The sequence below is a fragment of the Bacillus xiamenensis genome, assembly GCF_001857925.1.
GTDB classification, from domain to species: domain Bacteria; phylum Bacillota; class Bacilli; order Bacillales; family Bacillaceae; genus Bacillus; species Bacillus xiamenensis.
This window is the reverse complement of record NZ_CP017786.1, coordinates 3,500,195-3,520,349: the sequence shown is the minus strand read 5'-3', so window position 1 is coordinate 3,520,349 and position 20,155 is coordinate 3,500,195. Positions and strand designations below refer to the sequence as shown.

At 43.9% G+C, this 20,155-nt stretch carries 16 protein-coding genes; 4 read left to right on the top strand and 12 right to left on the bottom strand.

Features of this window, described 5'->3' with window-relative positions; translation table 11 throughout:
* Nucleotides 1-132: 132 nt before the first annotated feature.
* Nucleotides 133-1,539: a phospholipase D-like domain-containing protein gene (locus tag BK049_RS18005; RefSeq protein ID WP_008361584.1), complete on the top strand. Its 1,407-nt coding sequence runs from the start codon at nucleotides 133-135 to the stop codon at nucleotides 1,537-1,539.
* Between the two features lie 10 nt (nucleotides 1,540-1,549).
* On the opposite strand, the gene BK049_RS18000 is transcribed toward BK049_RS18005, so the two are convergent.
* From BK049_RS18000 to BK049_RS17990, 3 genes are read right to left on the bottom strand one after another with little or no spacing between them, the layout of a single operon-like run.
* On the bottom strand, nucleotides 1,550-2,035 hold the full coding sequence (locus tag BK049_RS18000) for a DMT family transporter (protein ID WP_008361586.1): 486 nt from the start codon (nucleotides 2,033-2,035) through the stop codon (nucleotides 1,550-1,552).
* Nucleotides 2,036-2,056: 21 nt separating this feature from the next.
* Nucleotides 2,057-2,743: a Crp/Fnr family transcriptional regulator gene (locus BK049_RS17995; protein WP_071169108.1), complete on the bottom strand. Its 687-nt coding sequence runs from the start codon at nucleotides 2,741-2,743 to the stop codon at nucleotides 2,057-2,059.
* A gap of 13 nt (nucleotides 2,744-2,756) precedes the next feature.
* Nucleotides 2,757-3,182 carry a DMT family transporter gene (locus BK049_RS17990; protein WP_071169107.1) on the bottom strand — a complete coding sequence of 142 codons (426 nt, stop codon included), beginning with the start codon at nucleotides 3,180-3,182 and terminating at the stop codon, nucleotides 2,757-2,759.
* Nucleotides 3,183-3,393: 211 nt separating this feature from the next.
* Between BK049_RS17990 and BK049_RS17985 the strand changes: the two genes are divergently transcribed.
* The 3 genes from BK049_RS17985 to cysI all read left to right on the top strand — a co-directional run bounded on the left by BK049_RS17985 (nucleotide 3,394) and on the right by cysI (nucleotide 8,775).
* Complete coding sequence (locus tag BK049_RS17985; protein ID WP_071169106.1) at nucleotides 3,394-4,821, top strand: aldehyde dehydrogenase family protein; 1,428 nt, start codon at nucleotides 3,394-3,396, stop codon at nucleotides 4,819-4,821.
* Between the two features lie 391 nt (nucleotides 4,822-5,212).
* Complete coding sequence (locus tag BK049_RS17980) at nucleotides 5,213-7,024, top strand: assimilatory sulfite reductase (NADPH) flavoprotein subunit (RefSeq protein ID WP_071169105.1); 1,812 nt, start codon at nucleotides 5,213-5,215, stop codon at nucleotides 7,022-7,024.
* A gap of 32 nt (nucleotides 7,025-7,056) precedes the next feature.
* Entirely contained in the window at nucleotides 7,057-8,775 is a 1,719-nt protein-coding gene (cysI, locus tag BK049_RS17975) for an assimilatory sulfite reductase (NADPH) hemoprotein subunit (protein WP_008362177.1), read from the top strand.
* Nucleotides 8,776-8,854: 79 nt separating this feature from the next.
* Here the strand turns inward: cysI and BK049_RS17970 are convergent, their stop codons facing one another.
* The 9 genes from BK049_RS17970 to BK049_RS17930 form a co-directional block, all read right to left on the bottom strand.
* Nucleotides 8,855-10,789: an AMP-binding protein gene (locus tag BK049_RS17970; protein ID WP_071169104.1), complete on the bottom strand. Its 1,935-nt coding sequence runs from the start codon at nucleotides 10,787-10,789 to the stop codon at nucleotides 8,855-8,857.
* Nucleotides 10,790-10,805: 16 nt separating this feature from the next.
* Nucleotides 10,806-12,329 (bottom strand): acyl-CoA carboxylase subunit beta, encoded by a 1,524-nt coding sequence (locus BK049_RS17965; RefSeq protein WP_071169103.1) that lies wholly within the window; start codon nucleotides 12,327-12,329, stop codon nucleotides 10,806-10,808.
* Nucleotides 12,330-12,347: 18 nt separating this feature from the next.
* On the bottom strand, nucleotides 12,348-13,130 hold the full coding sequence (locus BK049_RS17960; RefSeq protein ID WP_071169102.1) for an enoyl-CoA hydratase: 783 nt from the start codon (nucleotides 13,128-13,130) through the stop codon (nucleotides 12,348-12,350).
* A 1-nt stretch (nucleotide 13,131) separates the two neighbouring features.
* Complete coding sequence (locus BK049_RS17955; protein ID WP_071169101.1) at nucleotides 13,132-14,049, bottom strand: hydroxymethylglutaryl-CoA lyase; 918 nt, start codon at nucleotides 14,047-14,049, stop codon at nucleotides 13,132-13,134.
* 12 nt (nucleotides 14,050-14,061) lie between these two features.
* Nucleotides 14,062-14,277, bottom strand: a complete 216-nt coding sequence (locus tag BK049_RS17950) for an acetyl-CoA carboxylase biotin carboxyl carrier protein subunit (RefSeq protein ID WP_071169100.1) — start codon at nucleotides 14,275-14,277, stop codon at nucleotides 14,062-14,064.
* On the bottom strand, nucleotides 14,274-15,623 hold the full coding sequence (locus BK049_RS17945; protein ID WP_071169099.1) for an acetyl-CoA carboxylase biotin carboxylase subunit: 1,350 nt from the start codon (nucleotides 15,621-15,623) through the stop codon (nucleotides 14,274-14,276). The genes BK049_RS17950 and BK049_RS17945 overlap by 4 nt, the downstream gene beginning before the upstream one ends.
* Nucleotides 15,624-15,631: 8 nt before the next feature.
* Nucleotides 15,632-17,269, bottom strand: coding sequence for an AMP-binding protein (locus tag BK049_RS17940; RefSeq protein ID WP_034739640.1), 1,638 nt, complete (start codon nucleotides 17,267-17,269; stop codon nucleotides 15,632-15,634).
* 42 nt (nucleotides 17,270-17,311) lie between these two features.
* Nucleotides 17,312-18,454, bottom strand: a complete 1,143-nt coding sequence (locus tag BK049_RS17935) for an acyl-CoA dehydrogenase family protein (protein WP_071169098.1) — start codon at nucleotides 18,452-18,454, stop codon at nucleotides 17,312-17,314.
* A gap of 144 nt (nucleotides 18,455-18,598) precedes the next feature.
* Entirely contained in the window at nucleotides 18,599-20,146 is a 1,548-nt protein-coding gene (locus BK049_RS17930; protein ID WP_034739643.1) for a glycoside hydrolase family 10-like protein, read from the bottom strand.
* Nucleotides 20,147-20,155 lie beyond the last annotated feature (9 nt).

Sequence of the window (20,155 nt, the reverse complement as noted above, 5' to 3'; positions counted from 1 at the left end):
ATAATTAAATGGCCGGTAAAAACAAGATGATTCTTTTTTTCTGTATTTTCATTAGAAAGGCAGCATGAGTGAAATTTTGTTTTTAACATAAGATAAGAAAAAGAACTGTCTGTGTGAAAGGAATTGATCACCATGCTTCATCTCTTGTTTTTTCTGATTGTTCTATATGTGGTATATGTATTTTTGACCGCATTTGTTTTGTTTTACTTACCGTTTCAAAAAACATGTAAAGACCAATGCATCTATAAAGCCTCTTCTATTTCAGGAGACGACCAAGGCACAAATCAAGTGATGCTCCTTGATGACGGGTTTGAATCGGGTCAAGTGAGAATTCAAATGATTCGTGAGGCTAAAAGGATGATCCGTTTGAGTTATTATTCCATTCAAAAGGGAAAAACGGCTGAATGGGTACTTGGTGCTTTAATTGAAGCCGCTGATCGAGGAGTGAAAGTTCAGTTATTGTTAGATGGCATTTGCCACAGCCTTCGTGGACCGCTGAAGCATTTGCGCTATGCTGTGGCGGATCATCCGAATATGGCCATTCGATTTTATGAGCCCTTTCGTTTGTTTAAGCCATGGACATGGCATAACCGCCTGCATGATAAGCTGCTTTTGGCAGATGGACGAGTCGCTGTCATGGGCGGTAGGAATATCGGTGATAAATACTTTGCAGATCAGCCGCCGAAAGACTTTGCTTATGACCGCGATGTGCTGCTCTACAACGCCCAAAAGGGAAAAGTATTAGATGAAATGGAACAGTATTTCGTTTATTTATGGAATCATGATTTTACGAAAAAAACGAAAGATGTCTTTTCCAAGGCAAAAGCGAAAAAAGGGAAAAAACTAAGGAAACAGTTGCTTAGATCTTATCAAGAAGCCCTTCGCACAAAAGAACCTTTTGTGATGTCCACATTCGATTGGGCAAAAGATGCCATTGCGGCGAAACAGCTGGCCTTTTTCACAAATCCAGTGGAACGCTTGAATAAACGCCCTCTCGTACTAAAAAAGTTAAACGATCTCGCTCACCGGGCAAAGCGTTCTGTTCTCATCCAGACGCCTTATGTCATACCGACACGTCCAATGAAAGACGGCCTCACTCCATTACCTAGTGGTATTCAAACGACGATTGTGACGAATTCCCTTACAGCCACACCAAACCCTTTAGCATTTGCAGGGTATTTAAGCACAAAAAAGGAATTGATGAAAACGGGTGTTCATTTGTATGAATATGAAGGTCCGTATTCAATTCACGCAAAATCGATGGTGATTGATGATCATTTAAGTATGATCGGAACCTATAATTTGGATGCGAGATCTAGTTTTTTAAATACGGAGTCGATTTTGGTCATTGATAGTGCCCCCTTTGCGTTATCTCTTACGGAGGCCATTGAGCGGAAAATCGCGTATAGTGTTCTTGTAGCAAAAGACCGAACAGAATATAAAACGAGCGCCTATGGGCAGAAAAAAAAGCCTTTCATGAAAAGGCTCCTTTTAACTGGGTTATCCACGATCACTGTTTTATGGAGACGATTGATTTAAAAAAGGGCAGCTACTTTTGTGGCAGCCCTTTTTCTTGCGTCTGCTCCTCGTCTGCTGCTTCAAGCTTGGTTAGCTTAAAGACCAATATTCCGGCAACGATGACAAGGACACCTAATAGTTTTGTAAATGTAAATTCTACTTTCTCTAACCCAAGCCAGCCAAGCGAATCAAATAAAAGCGCGCATCCTAGCTGTGAGGTGAGAACAATTGATATCCCATAAGTGGGTCCTAGACGTTTGATGCTCTGAACAAGGCAGATGACCACCCCGACCCCAATCGCCCCGCTTACCCAGTACCAGGCTTCCATATGTCTTAATTGAAACATGCCTGTTCCTTCTAATAAGCAACCCATCAGGAGGGAAGCGATAAAACCCATACCAAGAACGAGTGTCGTTGTTGACCATGAGCCTGTATGCTCATTGACTTTACTATTAAAAATGGTTTGTAAGCTGACTAGTGCCCCAGCAGTGACAGCTAATATTATGCCTATGATCATATATAAATCCCTTCGTTTCTTCTATTCATAAATGTTGTGCTCCGCTATTTCTAAAAGTCCTTTTTGGTCACAAATCGTAATCTTTCCCCTTCGTCTTTCAATCAGTCCTTTTTCTTGGAATTGCTGAATGACCCGGTTAATATGACGATAACTCGTTCCAATTAAGCTCGCGGCATCTGTGAGACGAAGCGGGCGTGTGAGGGCGCCGTCATTACTTGTTAGAACAGACAATAGATAGCTTGCGAGTCTGACCTCCACAGGATATAGAAGGTGGAAGCTTAAATCGTTTGATTTTATATAAAATTTGTTTGTGATCCCTTTTAGCAAAAAGGTTAAAACGCGAGGGTCGTCCTTCGCATGTCGCATGAGTGCTTGATGGGAAATTCTTAGCATATGTACTTCTGTGACGGCTTCGACTGTATTGACCATATCTGTCTGTTGAACGTACTCAATATCTCCAATCGCTTCAAGAGGGTTTTTAAAGCAAAGAATAAAGGTTTTTCCTTCCTTTGTGGTGGTGAAAATCTTTAATTTTCCTTTCACTAACAAGTACAAGTACTCCCTCTTATCTCCTTTTGAGCAAATCAGCTCACCTTGCTGATAGCGCCATAAGCTCACATGTGGCATGAAGTTCTTGTGAAAAACGTTCTGTAATTGATGCGCTTCGATATAAGAGGAAAAAAGAGATTCATTAGGAAGCTCCTCCATTTGATGCCCTCCTTTATAGCTTTAAAATGATGATGCCTGCAACCATTAAAAGGATCCCTGCATAATGAGGCCATTTCATTTTTTTCTTCTGAACACCAAACCATCCTTTTGCATCAATTGCAAAGGTAAATGCAAGCTGTGCAATGAGTAAGGCGGCGATGGTGAGCGTGACGCCGATCATTTGAATAGCGGTGACTTCATTAAAAATAATGATGGCTGCAAATGCGCCGCCAATTAAATAGAGCGGCTTCACCTTTTTGTATTCCGAAAAGTGGCCATCTCGAACGATGAGTAAAATGAATAGAGAGAGAATAAACCCTGTTAGCTGCGTGATTGTTGCCGCCTGCCATGTCCCGATATCTTGACTAATTCTTGCGTTGGCTACGCCTTGTAATGTAATACATGCGCCTCCTAATAATGCGAAAATAACACCTTTCATTCTTTCAAATGCTCCTTCTTTTTCTGTCTAGTTCCATTAAATGATAGATGCCCCGAGGTTGAAAAGGACATATGTCCCACTTTGCGTATTATATCAGAAACTTTTTCTCATGCAGTTTCTTCGTTTTAGATTTTTCACAGTGGGTACAGTTTTATATCAGCTGAAAACAGAATATAGGATTGAATCACATATAAAAAGGAGACATGTCAAAATGAGAAATCAAGAGAAACACTTTATGAATGGAGAATGGGTAGCATCCACAGCAAACGAAACGACGGAAGTCATCAATCCTGCTACAGAGGAAGTCATTGGCACAATTAGCTTAGGAACGAAGGAAGACTTAGATAAGGCTGTTAAAGCAGCTCGTGCCGCCTTCCCTTCATTCTCAAAAACATCTCGACATGAACGAGTAGAGATGCTGGAAAACATTGTGCGCGGGTACGAAAAGCGTAAGGATGAACTAGTCGAAGTCATGACACAAGAGCTGGGTGCACCGCTTAAAGTATCAGAAGAGGTTCATTACAAAATGGGGCATGAACACTTCTCTAAAGCTGCGGAAGCCCTTAAGTCCTATACATTTACAGAAGACCGCGGTGGACATACAATTATAAAAGAAGCAATTGGTGTCAGTGGACTCATTACACCATGGAATTTTCCAACAAACCAAACATCACTGAAAATAGCTGGTGCCATTGCGGCAGGATCACCAGTCGTCTTAAAGCCTGCTGAAATTACACCATTTGCAGCAATGATTCTTGCAGAAATTATTGATGAAGCAGGTGTGCCTAAAGGCGTCTTTAACCTAGTGAATGGAACAGGTGAAGTCATTGGGAATGGCATTAGCTCACATCCCGATATTGATTTTGTTTCATTTACAGGCTCAGGTGCAGTCGGTTCTAAAATAATGGAAAACGCTGCTGAAGATATTAAGAAAGTCGCGCTTGAGCTTGGCGGGAAATCCCCTCTTATCGTTTTAGACGATGCAGATGTGGATGAAGCAGCAGAAACGGCCGTTCATCATATTGCGATGAACACAGGTCAAGTATGCTCCGCAGCTACACGTGTACTGATTCCTGAATCAATGAAGGAGACATTTGAGAAAGCACTGCTGAAGGCTCTGCCGAAGTTTACTGTAGGTGATCCGAGAGAAGATCACGCCACTGGCCCGCTTGTCTCCAAAAAACAATGGGATACTGTGCAGTCATATATTGAAAAAGGAATCGAAGAAGGTGCGACCTTGCTTGCTGGGGGAACTGGAAAGCCGGACGGCATAGACAAAGGCTATTTTGCAAAGCATACGATCTTCACAAATGTGAAAAATGATATGACCATTGCCCAAGAAGAAATTTTTGGACCGGTGATGAGTGTCATTACGTATCAGGACCTAGACCATGCCCTTGAAATCGCTAATGATACAGTTTATGGTCTTGCTGGGTATGTGGTTGGCAAAGATGAAAAGACATTAAAATACGTCGCTGAACACATTCGTGCTGGTCAAATCACCATTAACAATGCCGAAACAGATTACTTTGCCCCATTTGGCGGCTTTAAGCAATCAGGTATTGGCAGAGAATGGGGAGATTTCGGTATCGAGGAATATCTAGAAGTCAAAGCTGTAATGGGACTTCCAACGGCGTAAGTCAGATAAAAAAGGAAAACGGATCGCCGTTTTCCTCAGCGTGTAGACAAACCCTCGCATTCTTTGTCAGTCCTGCGTGCCGGTGCTCACGAATGTCAAATTCGCTCCGCGCCGGTACTCGTCCTTCCTAGACTGCAAAGGTTTTCATGTCACGCTGGAAAGAAGACAAAGGGCTAAAATAAAGTTCATTTTAGCCCTTTGTCAACAATCTGAGGAAAACGGATCGCCGTTTTCCTTTTTTTATGCCCTTTGTTATTAGAAATCTTAATCATGACAATCAATATTATATATTTTACTTAATGGCAAACTTTCGGTAAAGTTCAAATTGAACCTATATATATAATTCCTATCGAATTAATCTATGTTTATATTCCTTGTGAGGTGGATATCGTTGCAACTTCATGTATTGAACAGTCCGTTTAGTCAGGAACAGGCAGATTTACTCAATCAGCTGCTTCCGACTTTAACAGATCAGCAAAAAATTTGGCTTACTGGTTATTTATCAGCACAGGTAGCTCTTGCCGGCTCAGAAGCTGTCATAGAGGCTCCTTCTGCCGCGGCATCTGCTCAGCCTGTGAAAAAAGATGTGACCGTGCTTTACGGATCGCAAACAGGCAATTCCGAAGGGTTGGCGAAAAAGACAGCGCAGCATCTTGAAGAGAAAGGCTTTCAAGTGACGCTTTCTTCTATGTCCGATTTTAAACCGAATAATCTGAAAAAAATAAACAATTTACTGATTATCGTCAGCACACATGGCGAGGGAGATCCGCCTGATAACGCCCTTTCGTTCCATGAATATATCCACGGCCGACGTGCACCAAAGCTTGATCATTTAAGCTTTTCTGTCCTTTCATTAGGTGACAGTTCATATGAATTCTTCTGTCAGACGGGGAAAGAATTTGACGAGCGCCTAAAAGAGCTTGGCGGAACGCGCCTTTTTGACCGGGTAGACTGTGATCTTGATTATGATGAGCCGTTTTCTGAATGGCTTCAAGGTGTGACTTCTTCTCTAAGTGAAGGTGAAGCTGTATCATCACCACAAGAAGCAGCGGGAGCAGCCAGTCAAACCGTTTCAGAATATTCTAGAACGAATCCTTTTTATGCTGAAGTCCTTGAAAATATCAACCTAAATGGCCGAGGCTCTAACAAAGAAACCCGTCATTTAGAGCTTTCTCTTGAAGGATCAGGCCTTGTTTATGAGCCAGGTGACAGTCTTGGGATTTACCCAACAAATGATCCTGCGCTTGTGGATGAACTGATCAAGACATGCGGATGGAATCCAGAGGAGGTCGTAACCGTTCATAAAAACGGTGATACTCTTCCTTTAAAAGAAGCCCTCACCTCGCATTTTGAGATTACAGTTTTAACAAAGCCTCTTCTTCAAAAGCTCGCTTCATTGACGAAAAGTGAAGCCTTGCATGACCTTTTAGAAGAAGGAAATGGAGAAAAGCTCAAAGAGTATATAGAAGGACGAGACTTATTAGATGCGGCTCGTGATTTTGGTCCTTTTGAAGGAACAGCAGCCGATTTTACGTCTATTTTAAGAAAAATTCCTGCACGCCTTTATTCGATTGCTAGCAGTCTAAAAGCAAATGAGGATGAGGTTCATTTGACGATAGGTGCAGTCAGATATGATGCACACGGGAGAGAACGTCAAGGTGTCTGCTCGATTTTATGTGCGGAACGCTTGCAGCCAGGTGATACGATACCTGTTTATATTCAGCACAACCAAAACTTTAAACTTCCTCAAGATCCTGATGCTCCGATCATTATGGTGGGACCAGGCACAGGCATCGCCCCTTTCCGTTCATTTATGCAGGAACGCGAGGAAATCGGCGCAAACGGAAAATCTTGGTTATTCTTCGGTGATCAGCACTTTGTGACGGATTTCTTATACCAAACAGAATGGCAAAAGTGGTTAAAAGATGGCGTATTAACGAAGATGGATGTGGCTTTCTCAAGAGATTCAGAGGAAAAAGTATATGTCCAGCACCAAATGAAGAAACACAGTAAAGAATTATTCGAATGGCTTGAGCAAGGTGCTTATGTGTATATTTGCGGAGATGAAAAGCATATGGCACATGATGTCCACAATACCCTTCTATCGATCATTCAAGAAGAAGGTGCAATGAGCAAAGAGAAAGCAGAAAGCTATCTTGCCAACTTACAGCAGCAAAAACGCTATCAGCGTGACGTATATTGATTTGATGCTTGAAAGAAAGGAGCTTTTACGACATGGTGAAGACAGCATTAACAGCGCCGGATGGACCTCCGAGCGACGTAGAGGAAATCAAAGAAAAAAGTGATTATTTACGGGGTACGTTAAAGGAAGTGATGCTTGATCCGATTTCAGCGGGAATTCCTGATGATGACAACCGCCTGATGAAGCACCACGGCAGCTATTTACAGGATGATCGTGACCTCAGAAATGAACGGCAAAAACAAAAGCTTGAGCCAGCCTATCAATTTATGCTGCGCGTGCGCCTGCCTGGCGGAATCGCTACATCCAAGCAGTGGCTTGTAATGGATGAGCTTGCTCACAAATACGGTAACGGAACGTTAAAGCTGACAACTCGTGAAACCTTTCAGCTGCACGGTATTTTAAAGTGGAACATGAAAAAGACCATTCAAGACATTCATTCTACTATGCTTGATACGATTGCTGCTTGCGGCGATGTGAACCGGAATGTCATGTGTACATCCAACCCCTATCAATCAGAAGTGCACCAGGATGTGTACGAGCTGGCGAAAAAATTAAGTGATGACCTGCTTCCGCAAACAAGAGCGTACCATGAAATTTGGCTTGATGAAGAAAAGGTAGCGTCAACGCCTGATACGGAAGTTGAGCCGATGTACGGTCCGCTTTATTTACCAAGAAAATTCAAGATTGGTGTGGCGGTCCCTCCTGCTAACGATATTGATGTCTTTTCACAGGATTTAGGTTTCATTGCGATCATCGAAAATGAGCAATTGGTCGGCTTTAATGTCGCAATTGGCGGCGGAATGGGTATGACTCACGGTGATACAGCAACCTACCCTCAGCTTGCAAAGGTGATCGGCTTTTGCACACCTGAGCAGGTTGTGGAGATTGCCAAACAAGTCATCACCATTCAGCGAGACTATGGAAACCGTTCCGTGCGAAAAAATGCCCGCTTTAAATATACAGTAGACCGCCTCGGCCTTGAGAATGTAAAAGAAGAGCTTGAGCGTCGCCTTGGGTTTACTCTTTTAGACGCACGGGATTATCATTTTGATCATAACGGTGACCGTTATGGCTGGGTGAAAGGCATTAATGGCAGATGGCATTATACGATGTTTGTAGAAGGCGGGCGCATCACAGATTATGATGATTATCCGCTGATGACAGGCATTCGTGAAATCGCCAAGGTTCATACAGGTGACTTCCGCTTAACCGCAAATCAGAACTTGATCATTGGAAATGTGACAACTCATAAAAAGAAACAGATTGAGAAGCTGATTCAGGAATTTGGTTTATCAGATGGCAAGCAGCATTCTGCCCTGCGCCGCAGTTCCATGGCTTGTGTGGCATTGCCAACGTGCGGCTTAGCGATGGCAGAAGCAGAACGCTACCTTCCGCGCTTGATTGATCGTATTGATGAGATTGTCGAAGAAAATGGATTAAGTGATAAAGAGATTACGATCCGAATGACTGGATGTCCAAATGGCTGTGCTCGTCATGCTTTAGGTGAGATTGGTTTTATCGGGAAATCACCTGGTAAATACAATATGTATCTTGGCGCTGCATTCGACGGCAGCAGGTTAAGTAAACTGTACCGTGAAAATGTGGGTGAGGAAGACATTTTAAAAGAACTTGGTTCTCTTCTTCCCCGCTACGCAAAAGAACGAGAAGAAAATGAACATTTCGGTGATTTTGTCATTCGGGCAGGAATTGTCAAAGAAACAACAGATGGAACGAATTTTCATGTTCAATAAAAAAGACAGGAGTCCTTCCTGTCTAAGATTGTTGACAAAGGGCTAAAATGATCTTTATTTTAGCCCTTTGTCTTCTTTTCTATGTTTGCTGTTTGCTTTTCAAATATTCAGAGATGCGTTTATATATATTTGGATTGGCTAGTGAAGAAAGGTCTGGTGAAGGCCTGTGTTCATACGCTTCTTTTAGTAAACGCCGGACGATTTTTCCGTTTCTTGTTTTCGGTAAAGCAGAAATGAGATGAGTTTCTTTTGGTGTGAGCGCTCTTCCGGCATGTGTACCAACATATGCTGAAAGCTCTTGGATGAGTTTGGCTTCTTCAAAAGTGTGTGAACCGGTTACGATGAAACATACGAGCGCTTCTCCCTTCACCTCATCCTTTACCCCAATTACAGCAGCTTCGTGCACAGCCGGATGTCCAACAAGGATGGATTCAATTTCAGCTGGACCGACACGTTTGCCTGCTGTATTTATAACATCATCCGATCTGCCCGTGATATGAAATTCTCCGTCCTCTGTTTGCATGACCCAATCACCGTGTGTCCATACGCCGTCAAACTGTTTGAAATACGCAGCTTCATAACGCTCCGGCTCGTTCCAAAAACCACATGTCATGCCGACCCATGGCTTTTTCACAACAAGCTCTCCTACTTCATTTATCACGCTTTGTCCGGCTTCATTATACACATCTGCCGCCATTCCTGGGATCGCCGCATTAAAGAGAATCGGTTTGATTGGACGAAGCAGCGTACTCCCGACAATTCCTCCAGACACCTCGGTTCCTCCTGAATAATTTAAGATCGGAATCTTCCTTTGACCGATGGTGTCAAATAACCACTCCCACGGCGCTTCATTCCAAGGTTCGCCAGTAGAAATGATGGCTTTGACATGCGGCAGATGGACCCCTTCCATGTTTTGCTGCATCGCAGAACGAACAAATGTAGGCGAAAGTCCAAAATGAGTAACTTTCTGCTGATGGATGAATGACCAGAGCTGCTGTTCATTTGGATAATTGGGGGCGCCGTCATATAAAACGATGGCGGCTCCATTGATCAAACCGCCAAAGACAAGAAATGGCCCCATCATCCAGCCCATATCTGTCAGCCAGAACAGCCGGTCTCCTGTGGCAACATCCATGCATAGACCGGCATCAAATGCCGCTTTGACAGGAAATCCTGCGTGTGTATGAACAGCTCCTTTTGGTGTGCCAGTTGTGCCTGATGTGTACAAGATCATAAGCGGGTGTTCATTTGTGACATAAGCCGCTCGGGCTATCGGCTGTTCGTTCAACAAATCATTCAGTTTGATCTCATCTTGATATCCAGTATCAGAGGAAGTGTGCACAATGACTGTTTGCACAGTTGTTGTTTTTTTGATTGCATCCGCCGCACATTCTCGCATGTTGATCGTCTTTCCGCGGCGCGTCATTTCATTTCCTGTGACGACAATGGATGCACCTGATGCGCGAATACGTACAGCGAGAGGTTCACTTCCATAGCCTGAGAAGACGGGACTAAAGATGACACCAATCTTCGCAAAGGCAAGCATGACGGCAACCGTTTCAGGAAGCATCGGCATATAAATAATGGCCACATCCCCTTTTTGAAGCCCTTCCTTTAAAAGGCCAGCTGCAAGACGATTGACTTTCTCCTGCAGCTGGAGAAATGACCACCTCTTTTCTTCACCTGCTTCATTGCTCCAAATAATGGCGGGTTGATGCTTCGTTTCTTCTTTCTCTGCCCATTTGTCCACGGCCGTTTCAGTGATGTTTAATATGCCGCCTTTATACCAGTTTGGCCACATAAATGAATGCTTCCCTAATGCCGCTTCATACGGCTCTTTCCACTGAATACCGACCGCTTTTTCGGCTTCTCTCCAAAACCAATCTGTGCGCTCGATACTGGCTTGATAGAATGCGTGATAAGTAGAAAATCCAAGAGACTTCATCCATTGGTCAAGACGTGTTTTTTTGATCATCTGCTCTTTCGGTATCCATGCTGGTTTTAGGTTCATCATGAGGACGCCCCCCCTTTTAGACCGGATAGACCGGATGTTTTCGTCTCGTAAATGTCATCTCTTTTGATGTATAGGCTTGTAGGCGATGACACAGTTCAGCTCTTAAACGGTCAAATGGAATGATGCCATCGACGATCATTTCGGAGGCAAGCTCGTATATATTCATATCTTCCTGGTATTCTTTGCGTTTCTCTTGTATAAATGCGGCTCTCTCTTCTGGAGGGAGTGCGGCAATTTTATTCGCATAGACAGCATTGACAGCGGCTTCTGGGCCCATAACAGCAATTTGGGCAGATGGAAGAGCGAGACAGCAATCCGGTTCAAAGGCTGGTCCTGCCATCGCATATAAACCTGCCCCGTATGCTTTACGTACAATGACAGATATCTTCGGTACGGTCGCCTCTGACATAGCGGAAATCATTTTTGCTCCATGCCGAATAATGCCAGCCTGTTCCACTTTTGTTCCGATCATAAATCCCGGTATATCAGCAAGAAAGAGCAGTGGGATATGAAAAGCATCACACAGCTGAATAAACTTAGCGGCTTTGTCTGCGGAGTCATGAAATAACACGCCGCCTTTCACTCTTGGCTGATTGGCAATAAGACCGACAGGCTGACCGTCTATTCGCCCAAAGCCTGTGATCAGCTCTGCAGCAAACAGCTTTTTGATTTCAAAAAATGACCCTTCGTCAATGAGCAAATCAATAAGTTGATACATATCAAAAGGGGTATTCTGTCCCTTAGGTATGAGGTCTTGGAGTGAGATTTCAGATGGTTTAGGCGCTATTGGGGCTTTCCTTTTTGGTCTTTCCGTATAGTTGGCAGGCATGTAGGTTAAATAATCACGTGCGATTTGAATGGCCTCTTCCTCTGTTTTCGCTAATATATCTCCGCACCCAGAAATGCTGCAATGCATGTTCGCCCCGCCCATTTCTTCGAGTGATACTTTTTCTCCAATCACCATTTCAGCCATTCGGGGAGAGCCTAAATACATGGAAGCATTTCCTTCAACCATGACGACGATGTCACAAAAAGCAGGGATGTAAGCACCACCAGCCGCAGACGGGCCGAATAGTAAACAAATTTGCGGGATACGTCCAGACAGTTTGACTTGATTATAAAAAATGCGACCTGCTCCTCTTCTCCCTGGAAACATCGCGATTTGATCGGTAATCCTTGCACCAGCAGAATCGACTAAATAGAGCATGGGACAATTAAGCTTCTCGGCTGTTTCCTGTATTCTAATGATTTTTTCTACTGTTTTGACGCCCCACGACCCTGCTTTAACAGTAGAGTCATTTGCCATGACACAAACGGTCTGCCCATGCATCCGCCCCGTCCCTGTGACAACACCATCTGCTGGCAAATGGGCATCTTGACACTCTGCAAACATGGCATCTTCAATAAAAGAATCCTCATCTAATAACAATTGGAGGCGATCCCGGACAAACAATTTTCCTTTTTCTTTGTTTTTTTGATGATATCGTTCAGCCCCGCCCTTTTCAATTCGCTGTTTTTTTAATTCATATTCCTGGATCATGAGCATTCCCCTTTCTTGCTATTTGCCTCTGTAATGAGGCGTTCGTTTTTCTTGAAAAGCCTTGAGACCTTCCATTCGATCTTCTGTATGAATAAGCCGCAGATAGGCTTCGTGTTCTTTCGTCAAACCTGTTTGTAAATCGTGATCAAGGCTAGATTGAATGGCCTGTTTTGCTTCTTTTAAGGCAATTGGTCCATTTTTGACCATTTGCTTTGCGAGTGCGATGGCATCATTCATGAGTGAATCTGCGAAAGAGATATGCTCAATCAGCCCAATATGAATGGCCTCTTCTGCTCGTAAAGAAGTGCCTGTGAAGATAAGCTCCTTTGCTTTACCGATGCCGATCAGGCGCGGAAGACGCTGCGTGCCCCCTGCTCCCGGCAGGATGGCTAGTCCTGTTTCCGGCAAGCCGAGTGCTGCACCCGCTCTTGCGATGCGGAGATCACAGGCTAGCGCAAGCTCAAGACCTCCGCCAAGTGCGTGTCCGTTGATGACGGCTATGACAGGCACAGGTAATGATTCAATTTCTGTAAAGGTTTGCTGAATGGTTAGGACGGCCTGTTTTGCTTCTTCGTCAGTCATGAATCGTCGTTCCTTTAAATCTGCTCCTGCGCAAAAAACGTTAGCGCCAGCTCCAGTCATGAGCAAACAGCGGATGTTTTCATCGTGTTTGATTTCTTGAATGGTTTGATTGATTTCCTCCAGCATAGCAGCTGATAGAGAATTGGCTTGTTCGGGTCTATTTAAGGTCAAGATCGCGATCTGTTCATCTTGTATTGAATATTGAATCAATTCCTCCATGTCATTCATCCTTTATCAAGTAGTGAGAGTGAAATGCATGTAAGCAGTGACTAGGCAGGGTTCGATCTACCTTTGCTTCAATCCATTCGGCCGCGCGGATCAATCTGGGAAAGTCGACATTTGTTTCAATCCCCAGTTTGTGTAACATATGCACGACGTCTTCTGTCGCTACATTTCCGCTGGAACCAGGTGCATATGGACAGCCGCCAAGCCCGCCGCTAGAGGCATCAAATATCGTAATGCCCGCCTTTAATGCTGTATAAATATTCGCAAGGCCCATCCCTTTTGTATCATGAAAATGTAGAGCGATTTTATCGGCGGGAAAGCGTTCAAGCAAAATGTCCAACCGTCTTTCTACTTGCAGCGGATGAGCTTCTCCAATGGTGTCTCCGAGAGAAATTTCATCAATGCCGCATGAGAGCAGGTATTCCGTTAATCGCAGCACTTGGTCCATCGGCACTTGTTTTTCATAGGGGCAGCCAAACACGGTAGAAAGATATGCGCGAGTCTTTCGCCCCTCTGCTTTTAAATCGGCTGTCATTTGTTTGATCACAGGAAGCGTTTCCTGTATGGACTGATTCATATTCTTTTTGTTATGTGTTTCACTCGATGAGACAAACATAGCGCCGATATCAAGGTTTGCTTCAAAAAAATGAGCTAAGCCTTTTTCATTGGGAATGAGTGCAGCATAGGTGATCTTGTCTTTTTTGTTTAATGATTGGGCTAGTTCTCTGGCGTCTTTTAAGGCTGGAACCCATGCCGGATGGACAAATGATGTGACTTCAATATAAGGGAGCTGGGCTGCTGCGAGTAAATCAATCCACGTTCGCTTCTCGTTTGTGTCCAGCCAAACGGATTCATTTTGCAGTCCGTCCCGCGGGCCGACCTCTCTAATAAGCACGCTTTTTGGTAATGCCATGTGGCTTCCCTCCTATACTGTCAGCTCCAAAAGCACCTCTCCCTCATCGACAAATTCACCTTCTGCCTTATACACTTTGCTAATTACACCTACCTCTTCTGCAACAATCGGAATCTCCATTTTCATTGATTCTAAAATGGCGACCTCCTGCCCTTTTTGCACTACATCGCCTTGTTTTACAAGAAGCTTCCATAGGTTGCCGGCCATTTGTATTGTGACGGTTTTCATGAACGGTTTTCCTCCCTTTTTTTCATCAGAAAATCGGTTGTCATACTGCCATGTAAAAAGGCAGAAGATCCGGCCATTTCCCTTAAAAGCGATAAATTGGTTTTGATCCCTTCTATTTCATATGCTTGTAATGCCGTTTTTAATCGTTCAATTGCGACTTTTCGGGTATCGCCGTAAACAATCATTTTCGCAATCATTGGATCGTAAAATGGCGTAATGACGCTTCCACTCGTGACGCTTGACTCATGACGGATATATGAGGCTTCAGGTGCAGAAAGCCGAGTGATTGTTCCTGGTGATGGATAAAATGTGACAGGATCTTCAGCGTAGATTCTCACTTCGATGGCATGCCCAATTGGATGAATGTCCTCCTGATTGAAAGCCAGCGGCTCTAATGCAGCGATTTTCAGCTGCTCTTCGACAAGATCAATGCCTGTGATTTCTTCTGTGACAGGGTGTTCTACTTGTAATCTCGTATTCATTTCTAAGAAATAAAATTGCTGGTTTTCATCGACTAAACATTCAATCGTCCCTGCATTTTCGTACCCAATGGCTTTGGCAGCTTTGACGGCCATTTGCCCCATTTGATGCCTCACTTCTTCATCGAGACAGACAGCTGGCGCTTCTTCAATGATTTTCTGATGTCTTCTTTGGAGTGAACAGTCTCTTTCATATAAGTGAACCCCATGGCCGAAGGAATCAAAAAGGACTTGAATTTCAATATGGCGCGCATGCTCAATCACCTTTTCCATGTACAAAGTACCGTCATTAAAAAAGCTTTGCGCCCTTTTTTGATTTCCTTCAAACGCTCTGTACAGCTCTTCGTCATTTCGGACGAGCTGCATGCCAATTCCTCCTCCGCCGCTCGATGCCTTCAGCATAATGGGATAACCGAGCGTCTTTGCTTTATTGACCCCATCGTCCGCATCATTGAGCGGGGCCGAAATACCTGGAACGATTGGGATGCCAGCTTGTTCCATTGTCTTTCTCGCTTCAATTTTATTCCCCATTTGCTGAATGACTTGTGCAGATGGTCCAATAAAGGCGATGCCTTCACTGCGGCAGCGTTCAGCAAATGCTGCATTCTCTGATAAAAGGCCATATCCAGGGTGGATGGCATCTGTATTTGTTTGTTTGGCAACCTCGATGATCGCCTCCATGTTTAAATAGCTTTCAGATACTTTTGAGCCACCGATAAAATAGGCGCTGTCTGCCTCTTGCACATGAAGTGCATACTGATCTGCCTCTGAATAGACGGCAACCGTTTTAATGCCGAGCCGTTTACATGTCCGAATCATTCTACGGGCAATTTCGCCTCGATTGGCGATCAATACTTGTTGAAACATCGCTGCCTTCACTCCTTTATTAGATCAAGCGCCTGCTTTTTTAGTCGAAACTTTTGAATCTTTCCTGAGGCGGTCATTGGATACTCATCTGTAATGAAAAAGTATTTCGGGATTTTGTAGCGTGCCATTTGAGACTGACAATAGCTGGTTAATTTATCAATCGAGACCGTTTGGCCTTGTTTGAGCCGAATGAACGCAGCGGCTTCTTCTCCGTATGTCTCGTCAGGAATGCCTACGACCTGTGCGTCTAGAATAGCGGGATGCGTGTAAAGGACATCCTCAATCTCTTTTGGGTACACATTCTCTCCGCCTCTGATGATCATATCTTTGAGCCGTCCTGTGATTTTTACATAGCCGTCCTGATCCATCTCAGCTAAATCCCCTGTATGAAGCCACCCGTCCTCGTCAATGACTTCATTTGTGGCTTCTTCGTTTTTATAGTAGCCTTTCATGACGTGATAACCTCTTGTACACAGTTCCCCTTGCTCCCCTCTTGGTACTTCTTCTGACGTACCCGGTAAGACAATTTTCACTTCGATTTGAGGAAGCGCACGTCCGACCGTTTGAACCCGTCTTTCAAATGAATCATCGGTTCTTGTTTGGGTAATGACAGGTGAGCTTTCGGTCTGACCATAGGCAATCGTGAGTTCTCTGAGTCCCATTTTTTCTATGACGGCTTTCATGACATGGGATGGACAGAGTGAGCCGGCCATAATGCCCGTTCGTAATGTGGACAGATCATAAGAGTGGAAATTTGGATGATCGAGCTCTGCGATGAACATCGTCGGCACACCGTGAAGAACGGTGCACTTTTCCTTTTCAACTGTTTGAAGGACTCGCTCCGGATGGAAAGATTCAAGTGGGATGATCGTTCCCCCTTTTGTTAGACAAGCAAGCACACCAAGAACAGAGCCAAAGCAATGAAAAAACGGTACAGGGATACACATACGGTCTTGCTCTGTTAACTTCATACAATCTGCGATTTGACTGGCATTACAGACGATGTTTGTATGACTAAGCATGACTCCTTTTGGATAACCGGTTGTGCCTGAGGTATATTGCATATTCATGACGTCATCAGGCACGAGTTCATCCATTCGGTTCTCCCATTCATGCTCCTTTGTTCTTTTGGCAGCCACTTGAAGACTGTCCCAGCTGCGCATGCCGTTTGGTACGCGCTGACCGATATACACGCAGCTTTTTAAATAAGGATATTGTGCGGATGTGATCTCACCATGATGAGCTGTTTGAAGCTCTGGAATCAGCTCTTCAAGCATGTTGACATAGGAAGTTTCTTTAAAGCCGTCTACGATAAACAGCATTTTGCTATCAGAATGCTTGAGTAAATAAGCGAGTTCCTGTGATTGAAAATTGGTATTTACAGTGACAAGAACAGCTCCAATGGAGGCGCAGGCAAATTGCAGGATGAGCCATTCTGGAACATTTGGTGCCATGATGGCGATATGATCACCTTTTTGAACACCGAATGCCATGAGACCTTTCCCTGTTTCCTTCACCTCCCTATAAAACGCTTCGTATGAATAGCGTAAAGAACGTTCTGGATAAACAATGGCTTCATGTGCTGGGTGCCGCTCCTTTTTCTCTCTTAATAGGGAGCCAATCGTTTGTGGATGAATCGACATCATTGCTTTCCTCCCTCACCAATAGTAAGCGTTTTCATTCTGGTGCTACGCTAACATCTGTCTTGCGATGACGAGCCGCTGAATTTCAGAGGTTCCTTCTCCAATTTCCATCAGCTTCGCATCTCTCACGAGTCGTTCAACACCACATTCTTTCATATAGCCTGTTCCGCCATGAATTTGAACCGCATCAAGACTTGCTTTTGTCGCCATTTCAGAAGCGAAAAGTTTGGCATAGGCGGCTTCCTTTGTAAACGGTTTGCCTTGATCTTTCAGCCAAGCGGCTTTCCAGACCATTTGTCTTGCAAGCTCAATTTGCATCGCCATATCCGCCAGCTTAAATTGAATGGCTTGAAACGATGAGAGGGTCTGCCCGAATTGCTTTCTTTCTTTTGCATAAGAAAGTGAAGCATCAAGTGCCGCTTGCGCAATTCCAACAGATAAAGCAGCAATGGAAATTCGTCCCCCGTCTAATGTATATAAAAATTGCTTGAACCCTTTCGCTGGGTCTCCTAATATATGATGTGCCGGGACACGCACTTCGTCTAAAAGGATCTCAGCCGTATCTGAACCGCGAACCCCCATTTTGTCATATGGATTTGTAATCGACAGCCCCTTTTGTCCTTTCTCCACAATGAAGGCTGAGATGATCGGACGACCATGTTCATCATCATCTGTCACAGCGGTGACAATAATCGTTCTAGCAAAATTGGCATTTGTAATCCAGCACTTCTCACCGCTGATGACATATTCTTGTCCGTCTTTGATTGCTTTTGTTTTCGTTCCTTTTGCATCTGATCCTGCGTTTGGTTCTGTTAATCCGAAGGAACCGAGTGCTGTTCCAGACGCTAGCGGAACAAGGTGATCCATCTTTTGCTCCTCCGTACCGAAATAATAAAGCGGGCTTGCGCCTAAGGAGACAGCAGCGGCATAGCTAAGACCTGTACTGGCACACTGCTTTCCGATTTCCTCTACAGCCAGCGCATACGATATCGTATCTCCTCCTGACCCTCCATATTTCTCTGGAAAGGGTATACCCATAAAGCCGAGTTCCCCCATTTTTTGAAATGTTTTGACAGGAAATACAGCCTGTTTATCAATCGTTTGAGCGAGCGGTGCAATTTCTGTTTTTGCAAATTCTTTAACCATCTGGCGGATCATTTGCTGCTCTTTCGTTAATTCAAAATCCATTGTGCTTCCCCCTTTGGCGCTTTTCTATCATATTTATTAATCAAGTAGCTGCTTCATGCCAAGCTTAATTGAATTCAGAAAATTAAAATAAAAATAGTAAAAAAAAGCATAAATGGAGGAAAGTCCTCATTTATGCTTTCTTTGTTATTTGACTGTTTTTGTAGAAGGCTTGCTTTCATGGTGAAGGCGATTGAGCGCTGTCACTTTGTAGGTATATGTCTTTTTCTGATGTACTGAAAGGTCTTTGACAAGTGTCATTGTGCCTTTCTCTTTTCTGACCGTTTGGATTAATTCATACGTCCCTTTTTTCGACAGTCGATAGACTGCATAATAGGATGCAGTAGAGTGCGGATCATGTTGAATCCTTAAAACTGCGCCATCTTCTCTCTTGTTCACAGCATGGATGATTGGTTTTTTGGGCGCTTTTTGTTGAAGCCATGGCATCTCTGGAATGATAGCCGGTTTGCTATAGGTTTCTTCTATTAATCGATTCTTGATATTCAACGGGTTTCGATTGATATCCTTTAAACTAAAATGCATACTTCCCTGCACGAGCTGAGACTGCCTGTTCAGCTTGATTTGGCGAACATACTCCTCGGGATCTGACCAAGCAGGATCACTGTTTTGATTGATTTTATACGTCGCTTGACCAATGTAAAGGTGAACGGGCTCTCCCTTTACTTCATGAGACCACCATTTCGTTAGCACGTCATAGGAGGCTGCCTGAAAGCCAATGCTCCAGTAAATTTGCGGGGCTACGTAGTCAATATTGTGCTGCTGAATCCACTGTCTTGTATCAGCATATAAATCATCGTAATTGGTCATGCCTGCTGTTGTGTTTGAACCAGTTGGATCATCTTTCATGTTACGCCATACACCGAATGGACTAATACCAAATTTCACATACGGCTTTTCTTTTTTAACGGCTTCATTGATTTGCCTCACCAATTGGTTTACATTATCTCTTCGCCAATCTTCTATGTGTGTAAATGCTTTTTTTCCATAGGTTTCATACGTTTCTTGATCTGGAAATGGGACACCGGCCATTTTATTTGGATAAAAATAATCGTCCATATGCACCGCATCAATATCATAATTCTTCACAACTTCCGCTATGCCGCCTACTATGAATTTCTGAGCGTCAGGAATGCCGGGATTGTAGTAAAGCTGATTTCCGTAGGCAATGGTCCAGTCAGGATGTGCTTTTGCAGGATGATCGGCTGACAGCCGGCTGAGGTCTGTATGATTCATTGTGATTCGATATGGGTTAAACCAAGCGTGAAATTCGAGGCCTCGTTTATGTGCTTCTTCTACCATAAACGCAAGCGGGTCATATCCAGGATCTTTCCCTTGCGTTCCGGTCAAATATTCTGACCATGGTCCATATTCCGAAGGATAAAAGGCATCTGCTGTTGGTTTAATTTGCATGATGACGGCGTTCATATTCATCGCTTTGATCTCGTCTAACAGATGAATGAACTCTCGTTTTTGCTCTTGGGCGGGCAGTCCTTTCTTTGATGGCCAATCTAAGTTATAGACCGATGCAACCCAAACCGCTCGCATCTCCCGGCTGCTCTCAAGCGTCCCGTTCATCAAAGGGCGAGCTAGACTGCTAGATGGAATCAATAAGAAGACACACATAAAAGCAAATGTTAGAAACATGATGCTGATTTTTTTCAGCATGATTTGCATCACCTCATG